Here is a 23,923-nt window from a genome sequence, read left to right on the forward strand (position 1 = left end):
CTGTAAGAATAAGGATCGGCTAACTCCGTGCCAGCAGCCGCGGTAATACGGAGGATCCAAGCGTTATCCGGAATCATTGGGTTTAAAGGGTCCGTAGGCGGTCAGATAAGTCAGTGGTGAAAGCCCATCGCTCAACGGTGGAACGGCCATTGATACTGTCTGACTTGAATTATTAGGAAGTAACTAGAATATGTAGTGTAGCGGTGAAATGCTTAGAGATTACATGGAATACCAATTGCGAAGGCAGGTTACTACTAATGGATTGACGCTGATGGACGAAAGCGTGGGTAGCGAACAGGATTAGATACCCTGGTAGTCCACGCCGTAAACGATGGATACTAGCTGTTGGGAGCAATCTCAGTGGCTAAGCGAAAGTGATAAGTATCCCCAGAGTACGAACGCAAGTTTGAAACTCAAAGGAATTGACGGGGGCCCGCACAAGCGGTGGAGCATGTGGTTTAATTCGATGATACGCGAGGAACCTTACCAAGGCTTAAATGTAGTTTGACCGGTTTGGAAACAGATCTTTCGCAAGACAAATTACAAGGTGCTGCATGGTTGTCGTCAGCTCGTGCCGTGAGGTGTCAGGTTAAGTCCTATAACGAGCGCAACCCCTGTTGTTAGTTGCCAGCGAGTCATGTCGGGAACTCTAACGAGACTGCCAGTGCAAACTGTGAGGAAGGTGGGGATGACGTCAAATCATCACGGCCCTTACGCCTTGGGCTACACACGTGCTACAATGGACGGTACAGAGAGCAGCCACTACGCAAGTAGGAGCGAATCTACAAAACCGTTCTCAGTTCGGATCGGAGTCTGCAACTCGACTCCGTGAAGCTGGAATCGCTAGTAATCGGATATCAGCCATGATCCGGTGAATACGTTCCCGGGCCTTGTACACACCGCCCGTCAAGCCATGGAAGCTGGGGGTGCCTGAAGTCGGTGACCGCAAGGAGCTGCCTAGGGTAAAACTGGTAACTAGGGCTAAGTCGTAACAAGGTAGCCGTACCGGAAGGTGCGGCTGGAACACCTCCTTTCTAGAGCCTTAGTGTTAGTTGATTTATCAACACGCTAGGAAAGAGACGAAAAGAGAAATTGGAAACAAAGATTAAAATTTATTACTCTTGCTGTTAGTTCAAATAATACAATTTAAGAATAAAGAGTGTCTCGTAGCTCAGCTGGTTAGAGTACTACACTGATAATGTAGGGGTCGACAGTTCGAGTCTGTCCGAGACAACTATTTAAACTTAAAAAAAAAGAAGAATCTAGAGTTAGCAATTCACAACTCATTTGGATGTAAAGTAAAGTTACTGAAAACTGAATACTGAACACTGCCAACTGTATTGGGGAATTAGCTCAGCTGGCTAGAGCACCTGCCTTGCACGCAGGGGGTCAACGGTTCGACTCCGTTATTCTCCACTAATTTAGTAATTAGACAAAAGCCAATAGGCAAGAGTTTAAAAACTAGATAACGAAGCGATACTAATGCCTTTTGGCTATTACCTATTGCCTAGAAAAAAGTTCATTGACATATTGAGATAAGAAAATAATAAAAAGTAGAAAGCAGATTTACTATTTATTTAGTAAATCGAAAAAAAAACGGTCTTAATTGATTTTAAGATTGGTACAATAAGCAAAATAAGGGCGTATGGGGAATGCCTAGGCTCTCAGAGGCGATGAAGGGCGTGATAAGCTGCGAAAAGCTACGGGGACGAGCACACATCGATCGATCCGTAGATACCCGAATGGGGCAACCCACTATGTTGAAGACATAGTACACCGATAGGTGAGCAAACCCGCTGAACTGAAACATCTAAGTAGGCGGAGGAGAAGAAAACAAAAGTGATTCCGTAAGTAGTGGCGAGCGAACGCGGATTAGCCCAAACCAATGTTGTTACGGCAATGTTGGGGTTGTAGGACCACGTTATTTGTTGCGGATAGAATTAGAATCTACTGGAAAGTAGAGCCAAAGAAGGTGATAGCCCTGTATAAGTAATAGAAGATAACGATAGTGGTATCCTGAGTAGGGCGGGACACGAGAAATCCTGTCTGAATTTGGCGGGACCATCCGCTAAGGCTAAATACTCCTGAGAGACCGATAGTGAACCAGTACCGTGAGGGAAAGGTGAAAAGAACCGTGAATAACGGAGTGAAATAGATCCTGAAACCATACGCTTACAAGCGGTCGGAGCCCTTTCGTGGGGTGACGGCGTGCCTTTTGCATAATGAGCCTACGAGTTAACGTTGCTGGCAAGGATAAGTGGTTAAGCCACGGATCCGTAGCGAAAGCGAGTCTGAATAGGGCGCTTTAGTCAGTAGTGTTAGACGCGAAACCGTGTGATCTACCCATGGGCAGGTTGAAGCTGTGGTAACACACAGTGGAGGACCGAACCGGTTGACGTTGAAAAGTCTTCGGATGACCTGTGGGTAGGGGTGAAAGGCCAATCAAACTCGGAAATAGCTCGTACTCCCCGAAATGCATTTAGGTGCAGCGTTATGCGTAAAGTTATATAGAGGTAGAGCTACTGATTGGATGCGGGGGGCTTCACCGCCTACCAATTCCTGACAAACTCCGAATGCTATATAATGTTTCATAACAGTGAGGGCTTGGGTGCTAAGGTCCAAGTCCGAGAGGGAAAGAACCCAGACCATCAGCTAAGGTCCCCAAATATACGCTAAGTTGAAAGAACGAGGTTTGTCTGCATAGACAGCTAGGATGTTGGCTTGGAAGCAGCCATTCATTTAAAGAGTGCGTAACAGCTCACTAGTCGAGCGGACGAGCATGGATAATAATCGGGCATAAGCGTATTACCGAAGCTATGGATTTCATATTAAATTATGGAGTGGTAGGGGAGCATTCTCACAGGGTAGAAGGTGTATCGTAAGGTATGCTGGACTGGTGAGAAAAGAAAATGTAGGCATAAGTAACGATAATGCGGGCGAGAAACCCGCACACCGAAAGACTAAGGTTTCCACAGCTATGCTAATCAGCTGTGGGTTAGTCGGGACCTAAGGCGAACCCGAAAGGGACAGTCGATGGACAACGGGTTAATATTCCCGTACTACTTATTACTGTGATGGGGTGACGGAGTGATGAAAGCGCCGCGAACTGACGGAATAGTTCGTTGAAGTACCTACCTATAAGATCTGCAGGCAAATCCACAGATCTTGGGGAAATACGATAGTACTCGGAGTCTTCGGACAAAGAGATAGTGCGCCTAAGGGCTTCCAAGAAAAACCTCTAAACTTCAGGTAATGAGTACCCGTACCGCAAACCGACACAGGTAGTCGAGGAGAGAATCCTAAGGTGCTCGAGAGATTCATGGCTAAGGAATTAGGCAAAATAGACCCGTAACTTCGGGAGAAGGGTCGCCACGCTTTACGGCGTGGCCGCAGTGAAGAGGTCCAGGCGACTGTTTATCAAAACACAGGGCTCTGCAAAATCGTAAGATGAAGTATAGGGCCTGACACCTGCCCGGTGCTGGAAGGTTAAGTGGAGATGTTATCTTCGGAGAAGCATTGAAATGAAGCCCCAGTAAACGGCGGCCGTAACTATAACGGTCCTAAGGTAGCGAAATTCCTTGTCGGGTAAGTTCCGACCTGCACGAATGGTGTAACGATCTGGACACTGTCTCAGCCATGAGCTCGGTGAAATTGTAGTAACGGTGAAGATGCCGTTTACCCGCAGTGGGACGAAAAGACCCTGTGCACCTTTACTATAGCTTAGTATTGACCTTGGACAAATGATGTGTAGGATAGGTTGGAGACTGTGAAGTGGCGTCGCTAGGCGTTGTGGAGTCATTGTTGAAATACAACCCTTTGTTTGTCTGAGGCCTAACCCCGCGAACGCGGGGGACATTGCTTGGTGGGTAGTTTGACTGGGGTGGTCGCCTCCAAAAGAGTAACGGAGGCTTCTAAAGGTTCCCTCAGTACGCTTGGTAACCGTGCGTAGAGTGCAATGGCATAAGGGAGCTTGACTGAGAGACATACAGGTCGATCAGGTACGAAAGTAGAGCATAGTGATCCGGTGGTTCCGCATGGAAGGGCCATCGCTCAAAGGATAAAAGGTACGCCGGGGATAACAGGCTGATCTCCCCCAAGAGCTCATATCGACGGGGGGGTTTGGCACCTCGATGTCGGCTCGTCACATGGGCTGGAGAAGGTCCCAAGGGTTGGGCTGTTCGCCCATTAAAGTGGCACGCGAGCTGGGTTCAGAACGTCGTGAGACAGTTCGGTCTCTATCTACTGTGGGCGCAAGAAATTTGAGTGGATCTGATTCTAGTACGAGAGGACCGAATTGGACAAACCTCTGGTGTATCTGTTGTTCCATAGCATCGCAGAGTAGCTACGTTTGGAAGGGATAAGCGCTGAAAGCATATAAGCGCGAAACCCACCACAAGATGAGATTTCTTTTAAGGGTCGTGGGAGATGACCACGTTGATAGGCTATAGATGTAAAGGCAGTAATGTCATAGTCGAGTAGTACTAATAACCCGTAAGCTTATGTACACTTTTCCCCTGCTTCGGCGGGGGGAGAAACTTTCTAAAAAATACTTTTTTCTTTATCTCAGTATGTTAAGATATTTTGTAATTGATAGTTAACTTTAGTTAATTAATAATTATGATAATTGCCCAAAGCAATTATAACAACCTTAAGGTGGTTATTGCGGCGGGGCTCACCTCTTCCCATCCCGAACAGAGTAGTTAAGCCCGCCTGCGCAGATGGTACTGCAGTTATGTGGGAGAGTATGTCGTCGCCTTTCTTTTAAAAATCCTCATTAATTATTTGATGAGGATTTTTTAATCAAATATTACTTTACATATGTAAAGTTTTATGGTACCTTAGCTCAGATGGTAGAGCAATGGACTGAAAATCCATGTGTCCCTGGTTCGATCCCTGGAGGTACCACATTATTGCTCGGATGGTGAAATTGGTAGACACGCTGGACTTAAAATCCAGTGAACAGCAATGTTCGTGCGGGTTCAAGTCCCGCTCTGAGTACAAGTAAACCCCTTATTTTTAAGGGGTTTTTTGTTTTTGGCTCTATTTAACGATGCAATATTTTGATGTAATTAATCAAAAAGTGCCTATAAACGAGCCTGTAAAAATTCAAACTAAAGTAGGGTTGCGGGATTTCTCGGAATCAATTCCAAAACCTGTGGATTTGCAAAAATTAAGCATAAATATTTGTTGTCCTAAAATGGAAGAATTCCACATTTCTTACACCTCTAAATTGAGATCTATAATCTTTTATTTTAGCATTGAAAGATTCCGGAGAAGTATTTGTGCTTCTGTTATCAAAATAGTATAGTGTCCCCCATTAGCTGGGTAGTTTCTTGTATTGATAAATAGTTGTCTAATTTTTCAGGAGAAATAAGCAACTGTTGACGTTTGATAGTCGATTCCAGGTTTTAATTCACTTAAAAATCTTTGTATTGATGTTTTTTTTTACTTCTAACGCCCCTAGTAAGAAGAGATAGGATTTCAATCATTAGGATTGGAATCTATGATCTTTTTTAAAAAAGACACAAACTTCAGTGTTTCCTGAGTCCCGTCTTCCACTAAATTCTTCCTGATAGCTATCGAGACTAAAAACTACTTGTCCAGTATCTACATTGAGTCGTCTTCTACAAGTGATATGAAGGCATACTTTGGACCACGGATCGGTAAATCTTTAACTGTTGACTCATCAAAGAATTCTTTAGAATTTAGTTTTAATTGTCGATATTCTTTAGGAATCGAATTATTCTCTTTTAAGTAAAGATGAAGTATTTCTCCCCATTTTTTATAAGAAGTCAGTTCAAAGTATGCAAATATCATTTCAGGAAGTAACAACTTGAAAAGGAAGACAAAAATTTTTTATTTTATACCTAATTTCAAAACACAAAAAAAAAAGCAACATTTTATATTTTTCCTCAACATTTATACTTGATCCATAAATAATACTATTCAAGAGACATCTTAAAAAAGGATATTAATGCGCTCCGCCTACTTCAATATCATGACTAATACCTTGTTTTTCTAATATCCCAATCACTTTCCAACCAAAGAAAGCAAGATATCCAAAACACAAAACCGGTATAAAATAAGAAGTATGAATACCAACTATATCAGCTAATTTACCTTGAAGCGGAGGTATAATCCCACCACCTAATATCATCATAATCAAGAAAGCTGATCCTTGAGAAGTATATTTCCCTAATCCCGCAATAGACAAAGAGAAAATGGCAGGCCACATAATACTACAAAAAAGTCCACCACTCATAAAGGCAAAAATCGCCACTGTCCCTGAAGTCATTAATCCAATTATCATTGCAATCATACCCATTAAACCAAAAATCATCAAGGTACGAGCAGGCCTATCCTTACCAAGAAAAAAACCAAGAACTTGAAAAATTATGACAAATGCGTATGCATATAATGGAGTCACATCTTGACCACTTATATAATTTACAAAAAGAACAACTCCAAATGCTGTGTACGGAATAATAATCAATAATGCTTTTTTAAGTTGAGAAGAAGGATTAAATACTGAAATTGCACCTGCCCAACGTCCAATCATTAAACTACCCCAATACATCGAGATATATGGTGCTAGTAAAGAACCTGATATGTTTCCAAAAGCATCTGTATTTAACAATTCCCCTAAGTTACTTCCTATTGTTACTTCCACACCTACGTATGTAAAAATACCTAACATCCCTAAAACCAACTGAGGGTATTTCATAGCGCCCCAACCTTCAGGTTTTTTTTGAGCTCTTGAATTCGCAAACAATAATCCAATAACAACAACCACTAAAGTTGCAAATGTTAAACCTAATCCTAAATAATCTTTTTCTTTATTATTTATGAAACGAGAAATGAATTCAGGATCTTCATAACGGGAAAATATATAAGCGAATATCCCTATTAGAATTAATGTAATTGCAATTAAGGTTTTCATTTCTTTACTTGCTGATTGAAAAGAAGAATCACTTTTTCCAGAAGGTAATTTTTTCGAAAAAAAGAATAATGCTGCCGCTAATACAAAAAGACCTCCAACACATAAATAAAGTATTCTCATTGCATCCAATGAATTTGCTTTTTGAGCAAACTCATCGATATTCACACCCGAAATAACACCAAACAAGGCAAAAGAAACAACTATTGGTCCTATTGTAGTACCCAATGAATTGATTCCACCAGCTAAATTCAGCCTGTTAGACGCAGTATGAGGCTCTCCTAATGAAGCCACAAAAGGCTGTGCGGATGTTTGTTGTAAAGAAAATCCAAGAGCGACAATAAACAAAGCCCCAAGAATCATTAAATAACTTCCTTGGGTAACGGCAAATATCATTAACAAGGCACCAAAAGCACTAATTAACAAACCGTTTATAATTCCTTTTTTAAAGCCCCACGCATTTAAAATGTCTTTTTTAACCAAACTACTAAAAATAAAAAGCAACAAAGCGCCAATATAATAAGCGCCATAAAAAGCAAAATCAATAAGCTGACTTTGAAATTGGTCTAGGCCAAACTTAGCTTTACAAAATGGAATAAAAACGCCATTAGAAGCTCCGATAAATCCCCAAAAGAAAAATACGGTAATAAGTGTATAAAGAGCCGAATTGTTCGACTTTGTTTGTTCTGAATTCATAATAGTAATTGAAATTAGGTTTATTGGTATAATTGATTTTTTATATGGTTTGTAATATCTAAAACGCATTTGAAAATAGAACAAACTAATTTTCACAGTTCATTTTGTATTAATTATTATATTGAAAATTAGCATCAATTGTTTTTACTGAGCTTCCACCAACAAAAACATTAAAATCACCTTCTTCAGCTTCCCATTTAGATTGCGCTGTATAAAACTCAATTGTTTTTTTGTTGATGATAAAACGAACTTTTTTAGTTTCGTTAGGTTGTAATTCTATCATCTCAAATCCCTTCAATTCTTTCACTGGACGAGTTACTGACGCAATTATATCTCTAATATACAACTGAACTACCTCTTTACCCGCGTACTTTCCGGTGTTTTTTACATTCACTGAAACTTCAATACTGCCATCACCAGAGAATGATTTTTGATCTAATTCTAAATCCGAATATTCAAATTGAGTATAACTTAGTCCATAACCAAATGGATACAAAGGAGTATTTTTTTCGTCAATATAGTGAGACCAAAAGACACTTTCAGGCTCGTTCATCACAGGGCGTCCAGTATTTTTGTAATTATAATAAATAGGAACCTGTCCTACATTTCTGGGAAAAGTCATAGGTAATTTTCCGCTAGGGTTATAATCTCCATACAATACCTGAGCGATAGCATTCCCACTTTGAGTCCCAAGTTGCCAAGCTTCTACAATGGCAGGAACATGATCATCGGCCCACGGAATAGCAAGTGGTCTTCCGTTGTTTAAAACCAAAACAATATTTGGGTTTACTTTATAAACTTCTTCTAATAATTCTTGTTGTACTCCTGGCAAGCCAATATCTGTTCTACTTCTTCCTTCTCCTGATTGCAAACCGTGTTCACCAAGTACCATAACTACTACGTCAGCTCCTTTAGCAGCAGCAATCGCGGCTGGAAAACCACTTTTATCAGTGGTGTTAATCTTCGTTTCCCAGACAAATTGAGTTCGGCCTTCGGCTACATTCGCTCCTTTAACATAAGACAATTGATTGCCTTTATAACTTTGCATACCTTCAAGAACTGAAACGGCTGTTTCATCATCAGCCGCAATGCGCCAACTTCCTAATGGGCTGGTTTTATCGTCTGCCAAAGCTCCTATAAGTACAAATTTTTGACCTGATTTTTTAAGCGGCAATAGTTCTTTTTCATTCTTCAAGAGAACGATGGATTTTTTGGCCATTTCTAAAACAGCGTCATGAAAAGCTTTTTTTCCAACAGTCTCTTTTTCATAGTTTTCGTCACAATACAAATACGGATTATCGAATAACCCCAATTCGAATTTAACTTTCAAAATTCTTCTTGCAGCATCGTCTATATCACTTTCTTTAACTTTTCCTTCTTTAACCAAATCCGCTAAATGCTCTATATAAGCACTGGACTCCATATCCATATCAGAACCTGCATTAATAGCGATTTCAGCTGCCTGTTTATTATCTTTAGCATAACCATGAGCAATCATCTCGTTGATAGAGCCCCAGTCAGAAACTACAAATCCATCAAATTTCCAATCTCCCTTTAATATTTGCCTTTGCAAATATTTATTTCCTGTTGCTGGTATTCCGTTTAGCTCATTGAATGAATTCATAAACGTTCTCACCCCTGCTTCTACGGAAGCTTTAAAAGGTGGAAAAACAATGTTTTGCAAAGTTGATTCTCCTATATCTACCGTATTATAATCTCTACCAGACTCAGCAAAAGCATAGCCCGCAAAATGTTTGGCGCAAGCCAAAATTGTATTCCTTGCTTTTAAATCTTCGCCTTGAAAACCCTGAATCCGAGCCACTGCTATTTGGCTCCCTAAATATGGATCTTCACCAGAACCTTCCATCACTCTTCCCCAACGGGCATCGCGAGCAATATCAACCATAGGTGCAAAAGTCCAGTTCAGCCCTACAGAAGCAGCTTCTTCAGCTGCCATTGCTGCTGATTTTTTAATTTCTGCCATGTCCCAACTTGCTGCTTCAGCCAATGGAATAGGACTAATGGTTTTATAGCCATGAATTACGTCAAAGCCAAAAAGGAGAGGGATTCCTAATCGAGTTTCTTCTACCGCAATTTTCTGTAATGCTCGAACGTCTTTAACACCTTTTACATTTAGCATAGAACCTACTAAACCTTTTTTTAGATCTTCATATTTTTTGGCAGCTTGACCTTCTTTTGGAGTTGGCCCTGTTATTTCCCAAAAACCATTGTATTGATTCAGTTGCCCCACTTTTTCTTCTAATGTCATCAGTTTAAGTACCGAATCTACTTTTGTTTCTAAAGGATTAATTTTAGAATACGCGACAGATGTATTACTCATTTTGCTACTGCAAGCGGCAAGAACAACAACCGCTACAGCGAATGATGCAATTAAAAATAAATTCTTCATTTGTTTCTCTTATTATTTAAATTAAAAGACCGGTAAAAAAACCACCCTCTTGCTATATATTAAATTTTAGAACCTTATTAATTATAAACCCTCACATAATCAATTTCAAAAGTAGAAGACACAAAATTCGGGTCGATAGCTCCTCCATAAGTTCCTCCCATTGCACAATTAAAAATCAAAAAGAACTTTTGATTAAAAGGCACATTACCATTATTTGCAAATGATAAAAACAATTGATTATCAACATAAATTTTTATATGTGATTCTCTCCAGTCTACCGAATAGATATGAAATTCTGTTTCAGCATTTGAAATTGTCGTATTTCCAGTAAAAGGATTTCCCCCTGAATTTCCAGGATAATGCAAAGCAGCTGTAATTTTATTAACTCGATTTCCAGCATATTCCATTATGTCAATTTCGCCACAAGCTGGCCAACCGACAGTACTAATATTATCTCCGAGCATCCAAAGTGCAGGCCAAACGCCACCACCTCCAGGCAATTTTGCCCTGATTTCGACTCTGCCATATTTGAAAGAAAATTTACCTTTAGTAAGAAGTCTTGCAGAAGTATAACTACTTCCTAAATAGTTTTCTTTTTTGGCAATAATTTTCAATACCCCACCTTGTATAATTACATTATCGGCTCTATTGGTGTAATATTGAGACTCATTATTCCCCCAACCTCCAGCTCCTAAATCATACCCCCATTTTGAGGCATCAGGTGCTCCAGGAGTATTAAATTCATCAGACCAAATGGATTTAGGCGCAACGTATAAAGTCACAGAAACAGACGTACTAACAAAATTGGCACCGTTATATGCAGATACATGTACAACATAAGTATTTGTTCCTCCTGCTGTATATGTATAAGTATTAACCCCAGTAGTTGCATCTATTGTATTTCCATCGCCTAGCGAAATTTTATAAGAGGTAGCATTTGTTGCACTAATATTAAAATTCACTATTCCGCTACCATCCCCGTTGGGATTTTGTGCATTTGTACCGACAACGCTAGCTGAAACGACAAGATTTGAAGGTGTAGTTCCTATTCCATTTCCTAAATCGTCAGCAGAGGAATTACTTGAACTACAAGAAGTTAAAGTAAATACAGTTAAAAGGAATGAAATAAATAAACTATCAATCAATGGTTTTATAAGCTTGTATCTTGTAATTAAATTGTGTTGTTTCATTATGACCAATTTATATTTTATATTATTAGCATTAATCAAGCAGGAAAATTTGATTAGAATTAAAAAAACCCAGAACCAAATGTAGTTCTGGGTTCCATTTTCAGAAAACTTAAGGTGCTGGCTTTAATTTTAAATACCAAACAAGATCCGTCTCAGTTCCTCGTACTCTAAGGAACATATAAGTAGGCGTTATAGCCAAAATTTCGTATGATTTTTGTGTCGCACCGAATCCTATGAAAGTATTAATCCCAGATAAATTAATACTCACTTTAGTTGATGGAGCGTTTGCAGGAATTGCTGATGAGGAGGCAGCTAGAACAAAACCAGAAGTTCCTCCAGCATAAGGATAACATCCTTCAGCTCCAGAAGCTGGAATACCTGGAAGACCTCCCGCTAAAGCACCTGTTTTTGTAAATGCACCATCAGGAGTATCAACTGTTAAGGTGAAGGTACCAGATGCTGCCACTTTAGCAAATGTAAATTTAGCAGTGTAAAAGCAAGGTGCCTCAGTAATTTTAGCATCAATAGGTGCAGGATAATACCATACAGCAGGATTAAGATCGTTTCTAAACCAGTCATCAACACCAAAATGAGCAAATACACTTTTATCAACAATCCAGGTTTTTGAAGTATTATTTGTTAGATTAGTAACAATTGCAGGATCCGGAGTATAATCGTACCGTACCGTAATGTCTTTAGTTACATTAGTAGAAGTACCACCAATACCCGAAGCAAGTACAGTTACTCTATAATTATTTGTCCCAGTAGCAACATCAAATGTTTTAGTAACTGAGTTATTGGTTAATACAACCCAATCCACATCAGTGTTAGCATCAAAATCAATTTTACTTCCAAGGATATTATCGCCAGTAACAGTAATCTTTACTTTCCCTGAACCATCTCCATTAGGATTAGCTGCACTTTTACCCACAATTTCTGCGTTGATTACAACATTAGTAGGAGCTTTTAGATCTCCTAAAGAATAGTTTTCTTCCGTGCAACTTGTAACCGCAAAAAGCAGCAAGAAGAATACGCCAAAAATGTATTTTATATTTGTTTTCATATTTTTATATTAATTAGTTAGTCTGAAATTATCTACATAGAAAACTTCTTGAGTCCCATCTTGTGTATCGTTAAAACGCAGTACCAATTGACCGAATTTAGCTCCAGCTGGAACAGCTGAAATACCACTAAAATCAAACGTTACTTCTTCCCATGCACCAGAAGTAGTTATAGGCATTTTTACTATAGCAACACCATTTGCTGGTACCCCTCCAATAGCCGCTTCTAATTCAATATTTATATTTTTACCAATATTGGCAGCACTTGGATTATAAACCATCACTTTGATTTTTTTTCCGTACGCAAAATTTATTGGGATATTTAATGGACTATAGGTTCCACTCCAGGGCGCATGACCATTAGTATACTTACCTACTTTGTTACTAGTATTAATACCTGTTTTGCTTGGATTGTCAACCGTTGCAAATTGCTGTTGACCCCAATCATCAAATGTTCCGAAAAAATCTACATCGGCAGTTTCAAAATCAATCGGGAAATCAAATAATGTTTTGGTCGCAGTAGTTTTTGCAACGCCACCACTCAATACCTCTACTTTAAGAACAAAAGGACCTCCAGTTGCAGGATAAGTATGAGCTGGTAACTCTTGACCAACAGCCATTGCCTTACCCACTTCATTAGCCACATCACCATAATAAACTAAAAATGATTTGGCATATAATGCAGTTGCACTCACTTTCATTTCACCAGACGTAGAAATAGTTACATTTTCTGGAGCTCTATAAACAACTGTCAATGGCACTGTGGTAGTTTTTATATTTCCTGCAATATCAGTTGCGGCTATAGAAACAGTATAATTTCCTTCTGGATATATATGTGAAGTGCTTGCCCCAGGTACAACTACTGCAGATGCAAGAGCGCCAATACCATGTCCGTAATTAACCTTAAACGAAGTTACTCCTTCTCCTGTCGGTGTTATTTTAACAATTCCTGAATTATCCGTACTAATGTCAAAAATTTTAGAAACGTTTCCTGATGCTGCAGAACTTAAAAAAGAAGTGTCCTGATCGATTCCATCAGGAATGCTACAACTTATTGTAACAGCAAGTAGTAATACGAAGCTGAAAATTAATTTTATGTTTTTCATATTATTATTATTTATTAATTATATCCAGGATTTTGAACAAGTAAAGTGTTTTGCAATTCTTTGAAAGGAATTGGGAAAACTTCATTTTTACCTGCTTTAAAACCTTTAGTTGCTAAAACTGTTGCAGCATCACCCCATCTTACTAAATCGAAGAAACGATGTCCTTCACCAGCTAATTCTAATCTTCTTTCTGCTTTAATTGCAGCAAGTGAAACTGGTGTGCTTGCTAAACCAACTCTTGCTCTTACAGCATCAAGTAAAGCTTGCGCTCTTGTTCCAGTTCCTCCTAAAGCTTCTGCTTCCATCAAATAAGAATCGGCTAAACGAATTACATATGTGTTTTGACGATAATTTAATATCGGCTCTCCAGTTCCAGTAGTTACATCAGCTTTTCTAGGAATATATTTGTTTAGGAAATATCCCGTGTCTTGATATCCACCAATATAACTTGCTTGACCTGCAGCACTTAAGGCTTTCATATCTAAAACAGTCGCTGCAAATCGAGGATCTATTTTAATTACATCATAAAACCCTTGTGTAAAAACACTAAAACTCCATCCAGATGGAATATCATCGGCTGTAGCTCCAATTTTAGTGTAGGTTCTAGGACCAACCATTGTATTGACAATATTTCCTTCAGCAGCTCCACTTAACCAGTTACCCCAATGAGCACTTGATTCATTAGTATGAGCTACTTCTAAAATAGATTCTGTATTAAACTTATCACTAACAGACCATAAATTTTTGTAACTAGCCATTAATTTATATCCATATTGACTTGTTCCACCAGGAGTCCCATTTACAGCTAAAAATTCTGCAGCTGCCAATGTTTTCTTGTTGTTATACAAATATACTTTACCAAGTAATGCTTTTGCAGCTCCTTTTGTAAATCGACCTGCTTCTGTAGCAGGTACAGTATTTGGTAAAACAGCGATTGCTTCAGTAAGATCTTTTTCTATTTGAGCATAAACAGCACCTGATGTTGCTTGCTTAACAGTATAAAATTCAGATGTTGTCAATGGAGTCAAAATTAATGGAACGTTTTTGAACATTCTCACTAAATTAAAATAATAATTGGCTCTCAATGCTTTACTTTCAGCAGTGTATCTTGCAATTAAACTAGCATCCATAGGAACGCTTGGTAATTTTGAAAGTAGAAAATTAGCTCTAAAAACACCTTGATAATGATCACTCCAAAAACTTAATGGAACTGTCGTAGGACTTATGGTGAAGTTTGAAAAACCTTGAATCCCAGCTCCATCTGTTACTGATCCTCCTCCTGCGAAATGATCGTCTGAACCAGAATTCATCATAGTAATGATATTATCAAAACCTCCTGAATTTTTGTTCATAATATCATATACAGCCACTAGTCCTGCATATGCTTGCGATTGATTGGTATAATAATTCGCCTCTAGATCCGTCCCTTTGGGTGCCACCTCCAGAAAGTCACTACTGCAAGATCCCATTGTGATTATCATTGCAGTTGCAATAAATAAAAACTTTACTTTTATTTTTATCATAATTCTAATTATTAAAATTGTACATTAAGTCCAAACAAGAAAGATTTTGCTTGAGGATAGAATCCTTTGTCTATTCCTAAAACATTTCCTCCAATTTCTGGATCATAACCTGTATATTTTGTAAGGGTCAATAAATTTTCTCCTGTGGCATAAAATCTTACTTTAGAAGCACCCATTTTACTAACTACATTACTAGGTAAAGAATAACCTAATGAAAGGACTTTAAGACGTAGATAATCTCCATCTTCTAGGTAGAAATCAGACATTTTTTCGAAATTTCCATTAGAATCAAGATTAGTCAATCTTGGATATTCATTAGAAGTTCCTTCCCCAGTCCAACGGCTCAAGGCTACTGTTTGATAATTAGCATTCAAAATATCTAAACGACGTAATCCTTGAAAAATAGTATTTCCAGTTGCTCCTTGAGCAAAAGCCATAAAATCAAATCCTTTATACTCTAGGTTTATAGTCAACCCGAAAGTAAATTTAGGAAGTGGGCTACCTAGGAATTGTCTATCTCCGTCAGTGATTGCTCCATCTCCATCTGTATCTGTCCAACGAAAATCCCCTGGCACAGCATTTGGCTGAATTAATCCTCCTGCTGCATTTTTATATGCATTTACATCAGCAAGGTTTTGAAAAATCCCAGCAGTTTTAAATCCATAAAAAGAGTTGTAAGATTGTCCTACTTGTGTTCTAGTTACGTCTCCCATTGATTGAAAACCTGCTGCTCCACCAGTAATAAAACTTTTGTCTTGACCTAAGAAAGTAACTTCATTTTTTAAATAAGAAACGTTCCCATTTGCAGAGAAATTAACTCCTCCAATTTGTCTACGGTATCCCAATTCAACTTCAACTCCTTTATTACCCATATCAGCTACGTTTCCTAACGGACTACCTGTAGCTCCAACATATCCTGGCAGATCAACATATTGTAATATCCCAGTTGTTTTCTTATCATAATATTCCATAGTTAAGGTAAAATCATTGAATAATTTCGCGTCAAATCCTATGTTTAATTGTGAAGTTTCCTCCCATTTCAAGTCAGAATTTGCAGGTGCATCTGGACTATTTCCAGAAGAAACAACACTACCAGTACTACCAAAAGTATAATTTCTACCTCCACCAATAAGTGCTAAATAACCATTAGGTTGAATAGCATCATTACCAGTCACACCATAACCTCCTCTAAATTTCAAAGTGTTTACAATATTGTTAGCTTTCCAAAAGTCTTCTTTTGAAACTGCCCATCCAGCTGAAAAGGAAGGAAAAACACCAAACTTATTATTTTCTCCAAAATTGGTAGAACCATCACGACGAATAATTCCAGTTAACAAATATCTTTCTTTATAATTGTAATTTAAACGAGAAAACAAAGAGGTAACTCTATGCTCTTGTGATGTATATGCACTACCTCTTTTTTGAGCTTCAGGAATTGGAAAGTTAAATGAAGTATCCTGAAAATTATTCACAGGAATGTTTTGATGTAAAACATAAGTTCCGCTAGAGTTATTATCAGAATATGCTCCTTGACCTAATAATAATGTGAAATCATGACCTCCTAAAGTTTTAGAATAAGAAGCAGTGTTTTCAATATTCCAACCATAAGTTTCATTGGTGTTTCTGCTTAAACTGTTTTGTGTAGCATTAACAGTTGGACTTAAAAAGAAACTTGGAGTAAAAGATTCATCACCCCAAAAGGCTCTTTTTAAACCTACAGTTGTTTTAAATTTCAAATCTTTGATTGGTGTAAACTCAATAAAAGCATTCCCAATAAAATCATTAGACCAGTTAAAATTTCCTAATCTTGTATTCTGATAAGCTACTGGATTAGACATTTCTTGACCTACTACTGAAGAAATTCCATAAGGCCTACCTAATTGATCTCTGAAAACAGGATTACTAGAATATAATGAACTATTTGCAACAATTGGATCTGTTACAACTACAGGAGTTGTAGGATCTAAATTAATTGCAGAACTTAATGGCCCACCATATTCACTATTTGTATTTCCTAAACCAACACCTTTTTGATGTGTAAATCCAAAAGTTTGACCAATAGTAAATAATTTAGACAATTTATGGCTAGAATTTAAACGGATATTCTTTTTACCAAAATTTGAAATTTCTTTTGAAACAATACCTTCCTGGTCTGAAATACCAAATGATGCGAAAAAGGTAGAAACATCATTTCCACCACTCAAACTAAATTCGTGATTCGTACGGATAGCATTATTGCTGAAAATTTCTTTTTGCCAATCTGTACCTATGCCCAACGAGCTTAAATTAGTATAAGGAATTGCTTGCCCAGCTGCACCTGCTTTTTCATTCATTAAAGCACCATATTGGGAAGCATTAAGTAAATCTAATGTTTTAGCTGGAGAAGAAACTCCTGCAAACCCATTATAACTAACACTAAATTTTCCTGATTTTCCTTTTTTGGTAGTAATCAATATAACTCCAGATGCAGCACGAGCTCCATAAATGGCCAATGATGCAGCATCTTTAAGCACCTCCATAGATTCAATATCAGATTGATTTACAAATCCAATTCCTCCAGAATCAATAATAACACCATCAACAACCCAAAGTGGATTATTACCACCATAGGTATCGAAAGTAGTAAGCCCTCTAACCCTAACTGTAGAAGCAGCTCCTGGCTGACCTGATTGGGCTGATACTGTTACCCCGGAAACTCTTCCCTGCAGTGCTTGTTCTACACGTCCATTGGGGATTTTTTCAAGATCTTTTGCTTTAACACTAGAAATAGCCCCAGTATTTACACTTTTCTTTTGGGTACCATAACCTACCACAATAACTTCTTCAAGAGATTGCGTTGATGGCTTAAGTTTGACGTCTATACTTTTTCTACCGTTAATGGCTTCCTGAATTGAAGTATAACCCAGATAGCTATATACTAAAGTGCCGGTAGAAGCAGCCTTTATTTGATAATTCCCATCAAAATCCGTAGCCGTAGAATTTGAAGTCCCCTTAATTAAAATGGATGCCCCAGGAATGGGTAATCCGTTCTCGTCAATTACTTTTCCGGTTATGGAAACATCTTGTGCTTGTCCATAAACTGAAAATAGTGTAGCGAAAAAACAAAAAATAAGTAATTTTGTAAATTTCATTTTTCTAAAATTTTGGTTAGTTAGTAATCTTTATTAATGAATCATAAAATTATCATAAGAGATTGAAGAAACGATTAAAAGAACCTTTACAAAAAACATACAATGCATAAAAAATATTAATATTTTATTAATAACATGTAAAACCTAAAGATACTGTTCAATTTCCCTTATATTAAGTACCTAGCAATAACAGGAAAGACAGAACAATAACGTTAATGTTGTGGTAATGTATAGTTTTTTTAGCTGTTCTGATTACCTTCCTTAACAGTTATCGAATATTTTACAAGGCCTTGTTCTTGCAATAAATCCGTTTTTTACGCAAACGATAAATTTTCACCCCTACACTGCAAACAGAAATAGCAACTAAATGAGCTGTTAATTTGGAGAAAACTTTAAAACACTAATAAGTACATCCCCTGTAACATGTTTGACCCAAGTCAATATTGTTTGTGTTTAAAATTGCCCACCCCGAAATCCCTGAACAGCTGCTATAGCAATTTGACTTCCTTAAAAAATCTTTCCCTGCTCCTTCAATTCCTTACTCCTGCAGGTCAACTTTTTAAAAAGGTTGTTTGACTCTCCCTTTCCCACTTCTTCTGCTGCAATAGACACAATTAGAACCGTTATCTAATTTATTACCCACGGCTTTTTGTAAATAAAACGAACACAACTAGTAACAAAAAAAAGGTTAACTAATAAAATAATTATTAGTTAACCTTTTTTTTAATTCTTAGCATATGTTAAACAACAGCGGCAACACCAAGTAAATTTATACAGCCAAGATATACTCTACAAGTCCTTCTTCATGCGACAAATCCATTTTTTTACGTAAACGATATCTTTTTATCTCTACACTGCGTACCGAAATATTCAATAAAGGAGCTATTTCTTTGGAAGAAAGATTTAATCTAAGGAAAGCGCAAAGCTTCAAATCACTTGGCGTTAATAATGGATGCGATGATTTTATTTTTTTCAAAAAATCTTTATCCGTATTTTCAAAAGCTTCTTTAAAAACACTCCAAGAATCATTTCCTGTAATATTCTTATTAATTGTAGATATAACAGATCTAAGGCTTTTATTTTTATCATCATCCGTTTTCTTCAAGTCATCTTTTATAAAAGCCAACAATTCATTTTTATTGTTCAAACTCATTGCAGTAATAGCTAATTCTCTACTTTTTATATCAACGTCAAGTGAAAGCTGTTCATTTCTAACTCTCATTATTTCATGTCCATTTTCAAGCTCTTTGATTTCCAACAAACGATTATTTTCCTCAATTAACTTATCTTCTTTCTTTTGGTAATAACTCTTATACGCTTTATGGATAATCCGTGCCAAAACAATACTAATTATTAAATAAAAAAATAATGCCATACTGGTCCTATACCATGGCTTAAGAACCGTGAAAGAATATATGGCAGTATTCTCTAGTAAAGAATTGGCAAATTTGGCTCTAACTTTAAACACGTACTTCCCTGAAGGCAAATTTTTAAAATTCACAACAGTCCTTGTACTCCATTCACTCCAATTATCTTGAAATCCTTCTAGTAAATACTGATATTCAACATTGATGTATTTATTATATTCGGGAACCGTGTAGTTGAAAGTTATATTGTTCTCATCATATTTAAAGTTCCCTTCTTCCTGAATGCTACTGTTTTTTAAATTTTCATTCAACTTATTTGTAACAATATTTGAAATGGCAACCTTATAGTTATTAAAACTTAAATCGTTAATATTAATAGTATAATAACCGTCAGTGGTTCCTATTAGATAATCGTTATTTGAAATCTGTTCTATATTTTCAAAGCCAGACATTGAATTAGTCAAGGAAGCCGGAATAGGGATTACATTCTGCTTCAGCTTATTACTTAATTTACTCAATGAGAAATAATTAATATAGTTTTTAGAAAACAACCATATTTTATTCGAATGGTCGACAATCAATTTACCTGATGTATATTCATCTTTTTCAAAAACCGAACTCAAAACATCATCCTTTTCAAATAGCTTTGTTTTGTTGTTTAATTTGAAAACCCCGTCTTTATAAGCGTAATAAATTGTATTGTTGAATTTCTTTAAGCCAGCATTTTTTCCTTTTTTTGGTTGTTCATATTCAGTAAATGATTTTATTTTAAGTAACTTATTATCCAACTGCAACCTAAAAACTCCTTTATATTCATGACTTACATACGCTTCTAAAGCATCTGTAATTTCGAAATATCGCACTGAATAATCAAATCCTGCTAATTTATTCCTGAAACGCCATTGATTGTTCACTTTCTCCAATACCGAAATTCCATAGTAATTCCCTTGCAGCAAAAGCCCTTTTTGATTAGGAACTGTTTCAAATTTCCAAGTTCCTGATTTTGAAAATATATTCTTTGCAGAACCATTTTCAATAGTAAATGTTCCCGAATCGTGCCCACAGAACAATGTTCCATCGTATTCAAATAGGGACCAAACTTGTCCTTTAGTCCCATTTATAAATTTAAACTCTCCCTTACTCTGATAATCTTTATAAAACAATCCTTGATTAGTTCCTATATATAATTTCCCATTATAAAGTTTAGAAGTATAAACTGTCCCTAAAATTCCCGTATCATCAACAAAATTTTTAATAGGCGATTGAAGGTTAATACAATTAACACCATTATCTAATCCCACCCAAAGATTTTTATCTGCATCTTCAAACAAGGACAAAGCAGTATTATTACTCAATCCTTTGTTTTGCGAAATATGATGTTTAATCCTTCCTTCAGTCGTCAAAATAAAAATCCCATTAGAAACGGTACCAATAACATAACTACCATCGGATAGTAGAAGACTGCTATAAACAATATTGGCCATCATTTTCGAATCAGCTTCAGTTACAAATTTAGATAAATTTGTTCCGTTCAACCTGTATAAACCATTAAGTAGTGTTTGAATCAATAATCCTTCGTCTGTGGCAAAAACATTAACAATTTTATTGTTTCTTAAAATTTGATTATTAGAAACCAATCTTGCTTTTCCACTTTCTATTTCAAAAAGACCTTCATTGATTGTTTGAAAGTATATCGAATTTTTAGTACTGAACGATTTGGTAATTTTATTCTTTGGCGCAATTATCTTAAAATGCCCAGTTTTAGTATCATATATATATATTCTGTCCAAAGACTGAAAAATCACCCATTGATCATAGTTTAATATATTCCAGAACTGCTCATCATCAAGAATGCTTTTTATAATAGTTTTACTTAGGGATACATATTTTAGCTTCCCATCTCTTTGTCTTGACCAGTAACCAAATTCCATGTAACCACCAGTATACACTTTATTACCAATCACTTTTACGGAACGTAATATTGTTTCGTTTGGCGATGGATACAATTCCCAATTTGATCCATTAAATTCTAATAGACCTTCATTGTTTGCAAAGAAAAGGTAATGATTTTTGTCTTGCGAAATCATCCAATTTTGATTTCCTGCTCCATAGGTGGATGGGGCATATTTTACAATTGGAGGTAGATCCTGAGAAAAAACACAAGAACATATCAAAAGGAGTGCAATACAAAATTTGCTTTTCATGTGAGGAATGGTATTAATTTATTGTAATGCTTAAAATATATATAAAATATTTTTTGTCAAAAAATTATATAATAACTATTCGATCATAAAAATAGTAATCTGAAACAATTTTTATATAATAAAAGGCAATGATAACTAAAATTTGCGACATGTTCAACCTCTCTTCTCCGATGAAAATTAATTACTTTTATAGAAGCACAATATTTTTTATGCAAGTTAACTTTTCCAAGATATACCCAAAGAAAAACATGATAATTAAACGAGCAGAAGTTCACATTTGAAGAGTGTGGATGTCGTGAATCGCAGAAACAAACTAGTTGTTATTACCGGATTTTCTGGTTCGGGAAAACCTGTTTGGTATTTGATACCTTGTATACCGAAGGACAGAGACGCTACATGAAGAGCTTGAATTCCTATGCAAGACAACTACTTGGGCGATTAAACAAGAACAATATGAACTTGAAAAGGAAATCGAAAAATAAAAAACGTCAAACTTCAAGTTCAAATATTAGCAAAAGACAAAGAACTTGTTTCTAACACCCTACAAGTGGCTAAGAAAAATAAAATACTTAATGGTATTATTCAAAAAATTAAGGATATCAATGCTGAATCATTTGATGAGACAACAAAAACTCAATTTGTTAAATTGAATAAAAGCATAACCAAAGAAGTAAATTCAGATAAGAGTTGGAAAGAATTAGAAAAACACATTAAAAATGTCCATTTTGATTTTCTTAAAAGATTAAAAGAAAAACATCCTGCAATTTCACCAAGAGAGATGGACCTATCTACTTATTTATTAATGAATATGTCTACCAAAGAAATTGCCGAAACCATGAATATTTCGAGTGGAGGTGTTGAACTGGCAAGGTATCGATTACGAAAAAAATTAAACCTTAATAACAAAGAAAATTTAATAAGTTTTATTATGAGTATATAACAAAAAGAACGGCCATCATTTTAATGACGGCCGTTCTTTTTAAATGTTTTATATAAAATCTAAAGTTCGCTCTAAAGCCATTCCTCTGGATCCTTTTATCAAAATTGATTTGTTTTCAAATTGATTAACTTTTATATCATTCGAAAAATCCTCAAAGGTTTCATAAAAGTGAAAATTAAATTTTTCTATTCTATTATAACAGAAATCTTTTCCAATAAAGAAACATTCGATTTGATCCACATTTAAGAGCGAATCAACGATTCTTTTATGTTCCACAATACTTTCGTTGCCTAATTCAAACATATCTCCTAATACTACTATTTTATTAACTTTGTCAAGTTGAACAAAATTAACGATAGCAACTTCCATACTACTAGGATTAGCATTATATGCATCCAGAATTATTTCATTTGTGCCTTTTAATAAAAGTTGGGATCTATTATTCTCAGGGATATAGTTCTCAATAGCTTCTTTTATGTCAGAATCTTTTACCTTGAAATAAGTACCTATGGTTATTGCTGCATTAATATTATTAGCATTATACAACCCAATTAAATGGGATGTTATAGATTGAGTGGAATAACTTATTTGAACGAAAGGGTCAGCCTTTACATTTATTATGTTCACATCAGCGTTAGGACCATTACTCCCGAATGAATAGCTTTTGATTTTTTTAGTTTTTTCTACTTGGATAGGATCGTCCAGATTTATAAAAACCAACTTCTCATTTTGAAAAAGGTAATCATACATTTCGCTTTTCCCCTGGATGACACCTTCTACGCCACCAAAACCTTCCAAATGCGCCTTTCCAAAATTAGTTATATACCCAAAATCTGGCTTTGCTAACTCACACAGAAATTTAATTTCCTTTTTATGATTAGCTCCCATCTCGACAATACCAATTTCTGTATCTGAATTGAAAGACAACAATGTTAAAGGAACTCCAATATGATTGTTTAGATTTCCAACTGTTGCTTTTGTATTATACTTTTTTGAAAGTACCGCATTTATCAATTCTTTGGTTGTCGTCTTACCATTACTTCCTGTAAGTGCAATTATTGGGATTTTTAAATATTCTCTGTGAAATTGTGCTAATTCCTGTAATGCAACTAAGCTATCCTTTACTATAATAGTTCTGTCATCAATATAATATTCCGCATTGTCTATAATCACATAAGAAGCGCCTTTCTCAAGAGCTTCATTAGCGAAAGTATTGGCGTCAAAACGATCTCCTTTTATTGAGACAAAAAGAGAATCACGCTCAATTTTACGAGTATCTATTGAAACCGATTTGCATTTTAAAAACAAACTATGAATGTAAGTAATATCCATTTAAAAAAGATTTAAAAAAAAAGCCC

10 protein-coding genes, 4 tRNA genes, 3 rRNA genes and 2 pseudogenes (1 of these 19 only partly in view) are annotated in these 23,923 nt (G+C 36.3%); 9 read left to right on the plus strand and 10 right to left on the minus strand.

Translation table 11 applies throughout. The annotated features are described in order from the left end of the window. The 7 genes from FLAK523_RS06145 to FLAK523_RS06175 form a co-directional block, all read left to right on the plus strand. Nucleotides 1-1,034, plus strand: a 16S ribosomal RNA gene (locus FLAK523_RS06145) (it extends 475 nt beyond the left edge of the window). Between the two features lie 126 nt (nucleotides 1,035-1,160). Beyond that, nucleotides 1,161-1,234: transfer RNA gene (locus FLAK523_RS06150), tRNA-Ile, on the plus strand. A 108-nt stretch (nucleotides 1,235-1,342) separates the two neighbouring features. After that, a tRNA-Ala gene (locus tag FLAK523_RS06155) sits at nucleotides 1,343-1,416 on the plus strand. A 208-nt stretch (nucleotides 1,417-1,624) separates the two neighbouring features. Next, nucleotides 1,625-4,505, plus strand: a 23S ribosomal RNA gene (locus FLAK523_RS06160). A 144-nt stretch (nucleotides 4,506-4,649) separates the two neighbouring features. Continuing rightward, nucleotides 4,650-4,759: ribosomal RNA gene (rrf, locus tag FLAK523_RS06165) — 5S ribosomal RNA — on the plus strand. Together the 16S, 23S and 5S rRNA genes with 4 tRNA genes alongside form the textbook arrangement of a ribosomal RNA operon. 73 nt (nucleotides 4,760-4,832) lie before the next feature. After that, nucleotides 4,833-4,905: transfer RNA gene (locus FLAK523_RS06170), tRNA-Phe, on the plus strand. Nucleotides 4,906-4,912: 7 nt separating this feature from the next. Beyond that, nucleotides 4,913-4,998: transfer RNA gene (locus FLAK523_RS06175), tRNA-Leu, on the plus strand. A 172-nt stretch (nucleotides 4,999-5,170) separates the two neighbouring features. Here the strand turns inward: FLAK523_RS06175 and FLAK523_RS15245 are convergent. The 9 genes and pseudogenes from FLAK523_RS15245 to FLAK523_RS06215 form a co-directional block, all read right to left on the minus strand. Then, nucleotides 5,171-5,254: pseudogene (locus FLAK523_RS15245) on the minus strand (transposase); the annotation flags it as partial. A gap of 717 nt (nucleotides 5,255-5,971) precedes the next feature. Beyond that, nucleotides 5,972-7,633 carry an MFS transporter gene (locus tag FLAK523_RS06180; RefSeq protein ID WP_248907612.1) on the minus strand — a complete coding sequence of 554 codons (1,662 nt, stop codon included), beginning with the start codon at nucleotides 7,631-7,633 and terminating at the stop codon, nucleotides 5,972-5,974. Between the two features lie 109 nt (nucleotides 7,634-7,742). After that, nucleotides 7,743-10,043, minus strand: coding sequence for a beta-glucosidase BglX (bglX, locus tag FLAK523_RS06185; protein ID WP_248907613.1), 2,301 nt, complete (start codon nucleotides 10,041-10,043; stop codon nucleotides 7,743-7,745). Nucleotides 10,044-10,120: 77 nt separating this feature from the next. Further along, nucleotides 10,121-11,233, minus strand: coding sequence for a family 16 glycosylhydrolase (locus FLAK523_RS06190; RefSeq protein WP_248907614.1), 1,113 nt, complete (start codon nucleotides 11,231-11,233; stop codon nucleotides 10,121-10,123). A gap of 109 nt (nucleotides 11,234-11,342) precedes the next feature. Further along, nucleotides 11,343-12,296, minus strand: a complete 954-nt coding sequence (locus tag FLAK523_RS06195; RefSeq protein WP_248907615.1) for a hypothetical protein — start codon at nucleotides 12,294-12,296, stop codon at nucleotides 11,343-11,345. A gap of 9 nt (nucleotides 12,297-12,305) precedes the next feature. After that, entirely contained in the window at nucleotides 12,306-13,400 is a 1,095-nt protein-coding gene (locus FLAK523_RS06200) for a hypothetical protein (protein ID WP_248907616.1), read from the minus strand. A 14-nt stretch (nucleotides 13,401-13,414) separates the two neighbouring features. Further along, nucleotides 13,415-14,923 carry a RagB/SusD family nutrient uptake outer membrane protein gene (locus FLAK523_RS06205; protein WP_248907617.1) on the minus strand — a complete coding sequence of 503 codons (1,509 nt, stop codon included), beginning with the start codon at nucleotides 14,921-14,923 and terminating at the stop codon, nucleotides 13,415-13,417. 11 nt (nucleotides 14,924-14,934) lie between these two features. Beyond that, entirely contained in the window at nucleotides 14,935-18,054 is a 3,120-nt protein-coding gene (locus FLAK523_RS06210) for a TonB-dependent receptor (RefSeq protein ID WP_248907618.1), read from the minus strand. A gap of 769 nt (nucleotides 18,055-18,823) precedes the next feature. After that, a complete protein-coding gene (locus FLAK523_RS06215; protein WP_248907619.1) occupies nucleotides 18,824-21,625 on the minus strand; it encodes a triple tyrosine motif-containing protein in 2,802 nt (933 codons plus the stop codon). Between the two features lie 209 nt (nucleotides 21,626-21,834). On the opposite strand from FLAK523_RS06215, the pseudogene FLAK523_RS06220 reads away from it, so the two are divergent. Together FLAK523_RS06220 and FLAK523_RS06225 are read left to right on the plus strand one after the other, a co-directional pair. Beyond that, nucleotides 21,835-22,084, plus strand: a pseudogene (locus FLAK523_RS06220) (hypothetical protein); the annotation flags it as partial. An 88-nt stretch (nucleotides 22,085-22,172) separates the two neighbouring features. Further along, the gene (locus tag FLAK523_RS06225; RefSeq protein WP_248907620.1) at nucleotides 22,173-22,565 is read left to right on the plus strand and encodes a LuxR C-terminal-related transcriptional regulator; all 393 of its coding nucleotides are present in this window, start codon (nucleotides 22,173-22,175) and stop codon (nucleotides 22,563-22,565) included. Nucleotides 22,566-22,613: 48 nt separating this feature from the next. Here the strand turns inward: FLAK523_RS06225 and murF are convergent, their stop codons facing one another. Further along, a complete protein-coding gene (gene murF / locus FLAK523_RS06230; RefSeq protein ID WP_248907621.1) occupies nucleotides 22,614-23,897 on the minus strand; it encodes a UDP-N-acetylmuramoyl-tripeptide--D-alanyl-D-alanine ligase in 1,284 nt (427 codons plus the stop codon). Nucleotides 23,898-23,923: the final 26 nt, after the last annotated feature.

Origin of the sequence: Flavobacterium sp. K5-23, assembly GCF_023278045.1 — a bacterium.
Taxonomy (GTDB): domain Bacteria; phylum Bacteroidota; class Bacteroidia; order Flavobacteriales; family Flavobacteriaceae; genus Flavobacterium.

Excerpts from the sequence above, each read along its gene's own strand:
- FLAK523_RS06180 (WP_248907612.1), bottom strand. The coding sequence starts at position 7,633 with ATGAATTCAGAACAAACAAAGTCGAACAATTCGGCTCTTTATACACTT.
- bglX (WP_248907613.1), bottom strand. The coding sequence starts at position 10,043 with ATGAAGAATTTATTTTTAATTGCATCATTCGCTGTAGCGGTTGTTGTT.
- FLAK523_RS06190 (WP_248907614.1), bottom strand. The coding sequence starts at position 11,233 with ATGAAACAACACAATTTAATTACAAGATACAAGCTTATAAAACCATTG.
- FLAK523_RS06195 (WP_248907615.1), bottom strand. The coding sequence starts at position 12,296 with ATGAAAACAAATATAAAATACATTTTTGGCGTATTCTTCTTGCTGCTT.
- FLAK523_RS06200 (WP_248907616.1), bottom strand. The coding sequence starts at position 13,400 with ATGAAAAACATAAAATTAATTTTCAGCTTCGTATTACTACTTGCTGTT.
- FLAK523_RS06205 (WP_248907617.1), bottom strand. The coding sequence starts at position 14,923 with ATGATAAAAATAAAAGTAAAGTTTTTATTTATTGCAACTGCAATGATA.
- FLAK523_RS06210 (WP_248907618.1), bottom strand. The coding sequence starts at position 18,054 with ATGAAATTTACAAAATTACTTATTTTTTGTTTTTTCGCTACACTATTT.
- FLAK523_RS06215 (WP_248907619.1), bottom strand. The coding sequence starts at position 21,625 with ATGAAAAGCAAATTTTGTATTGCACTCCTTTTGATATGTTCTTGTGTT.
- murF (WP_248907621.1), bottom strand. The coding sequence starts at position 23,897 with ATGGATATTACTTACATTCATAGTTTGTTTTTAAAATGCAAATCGGTT.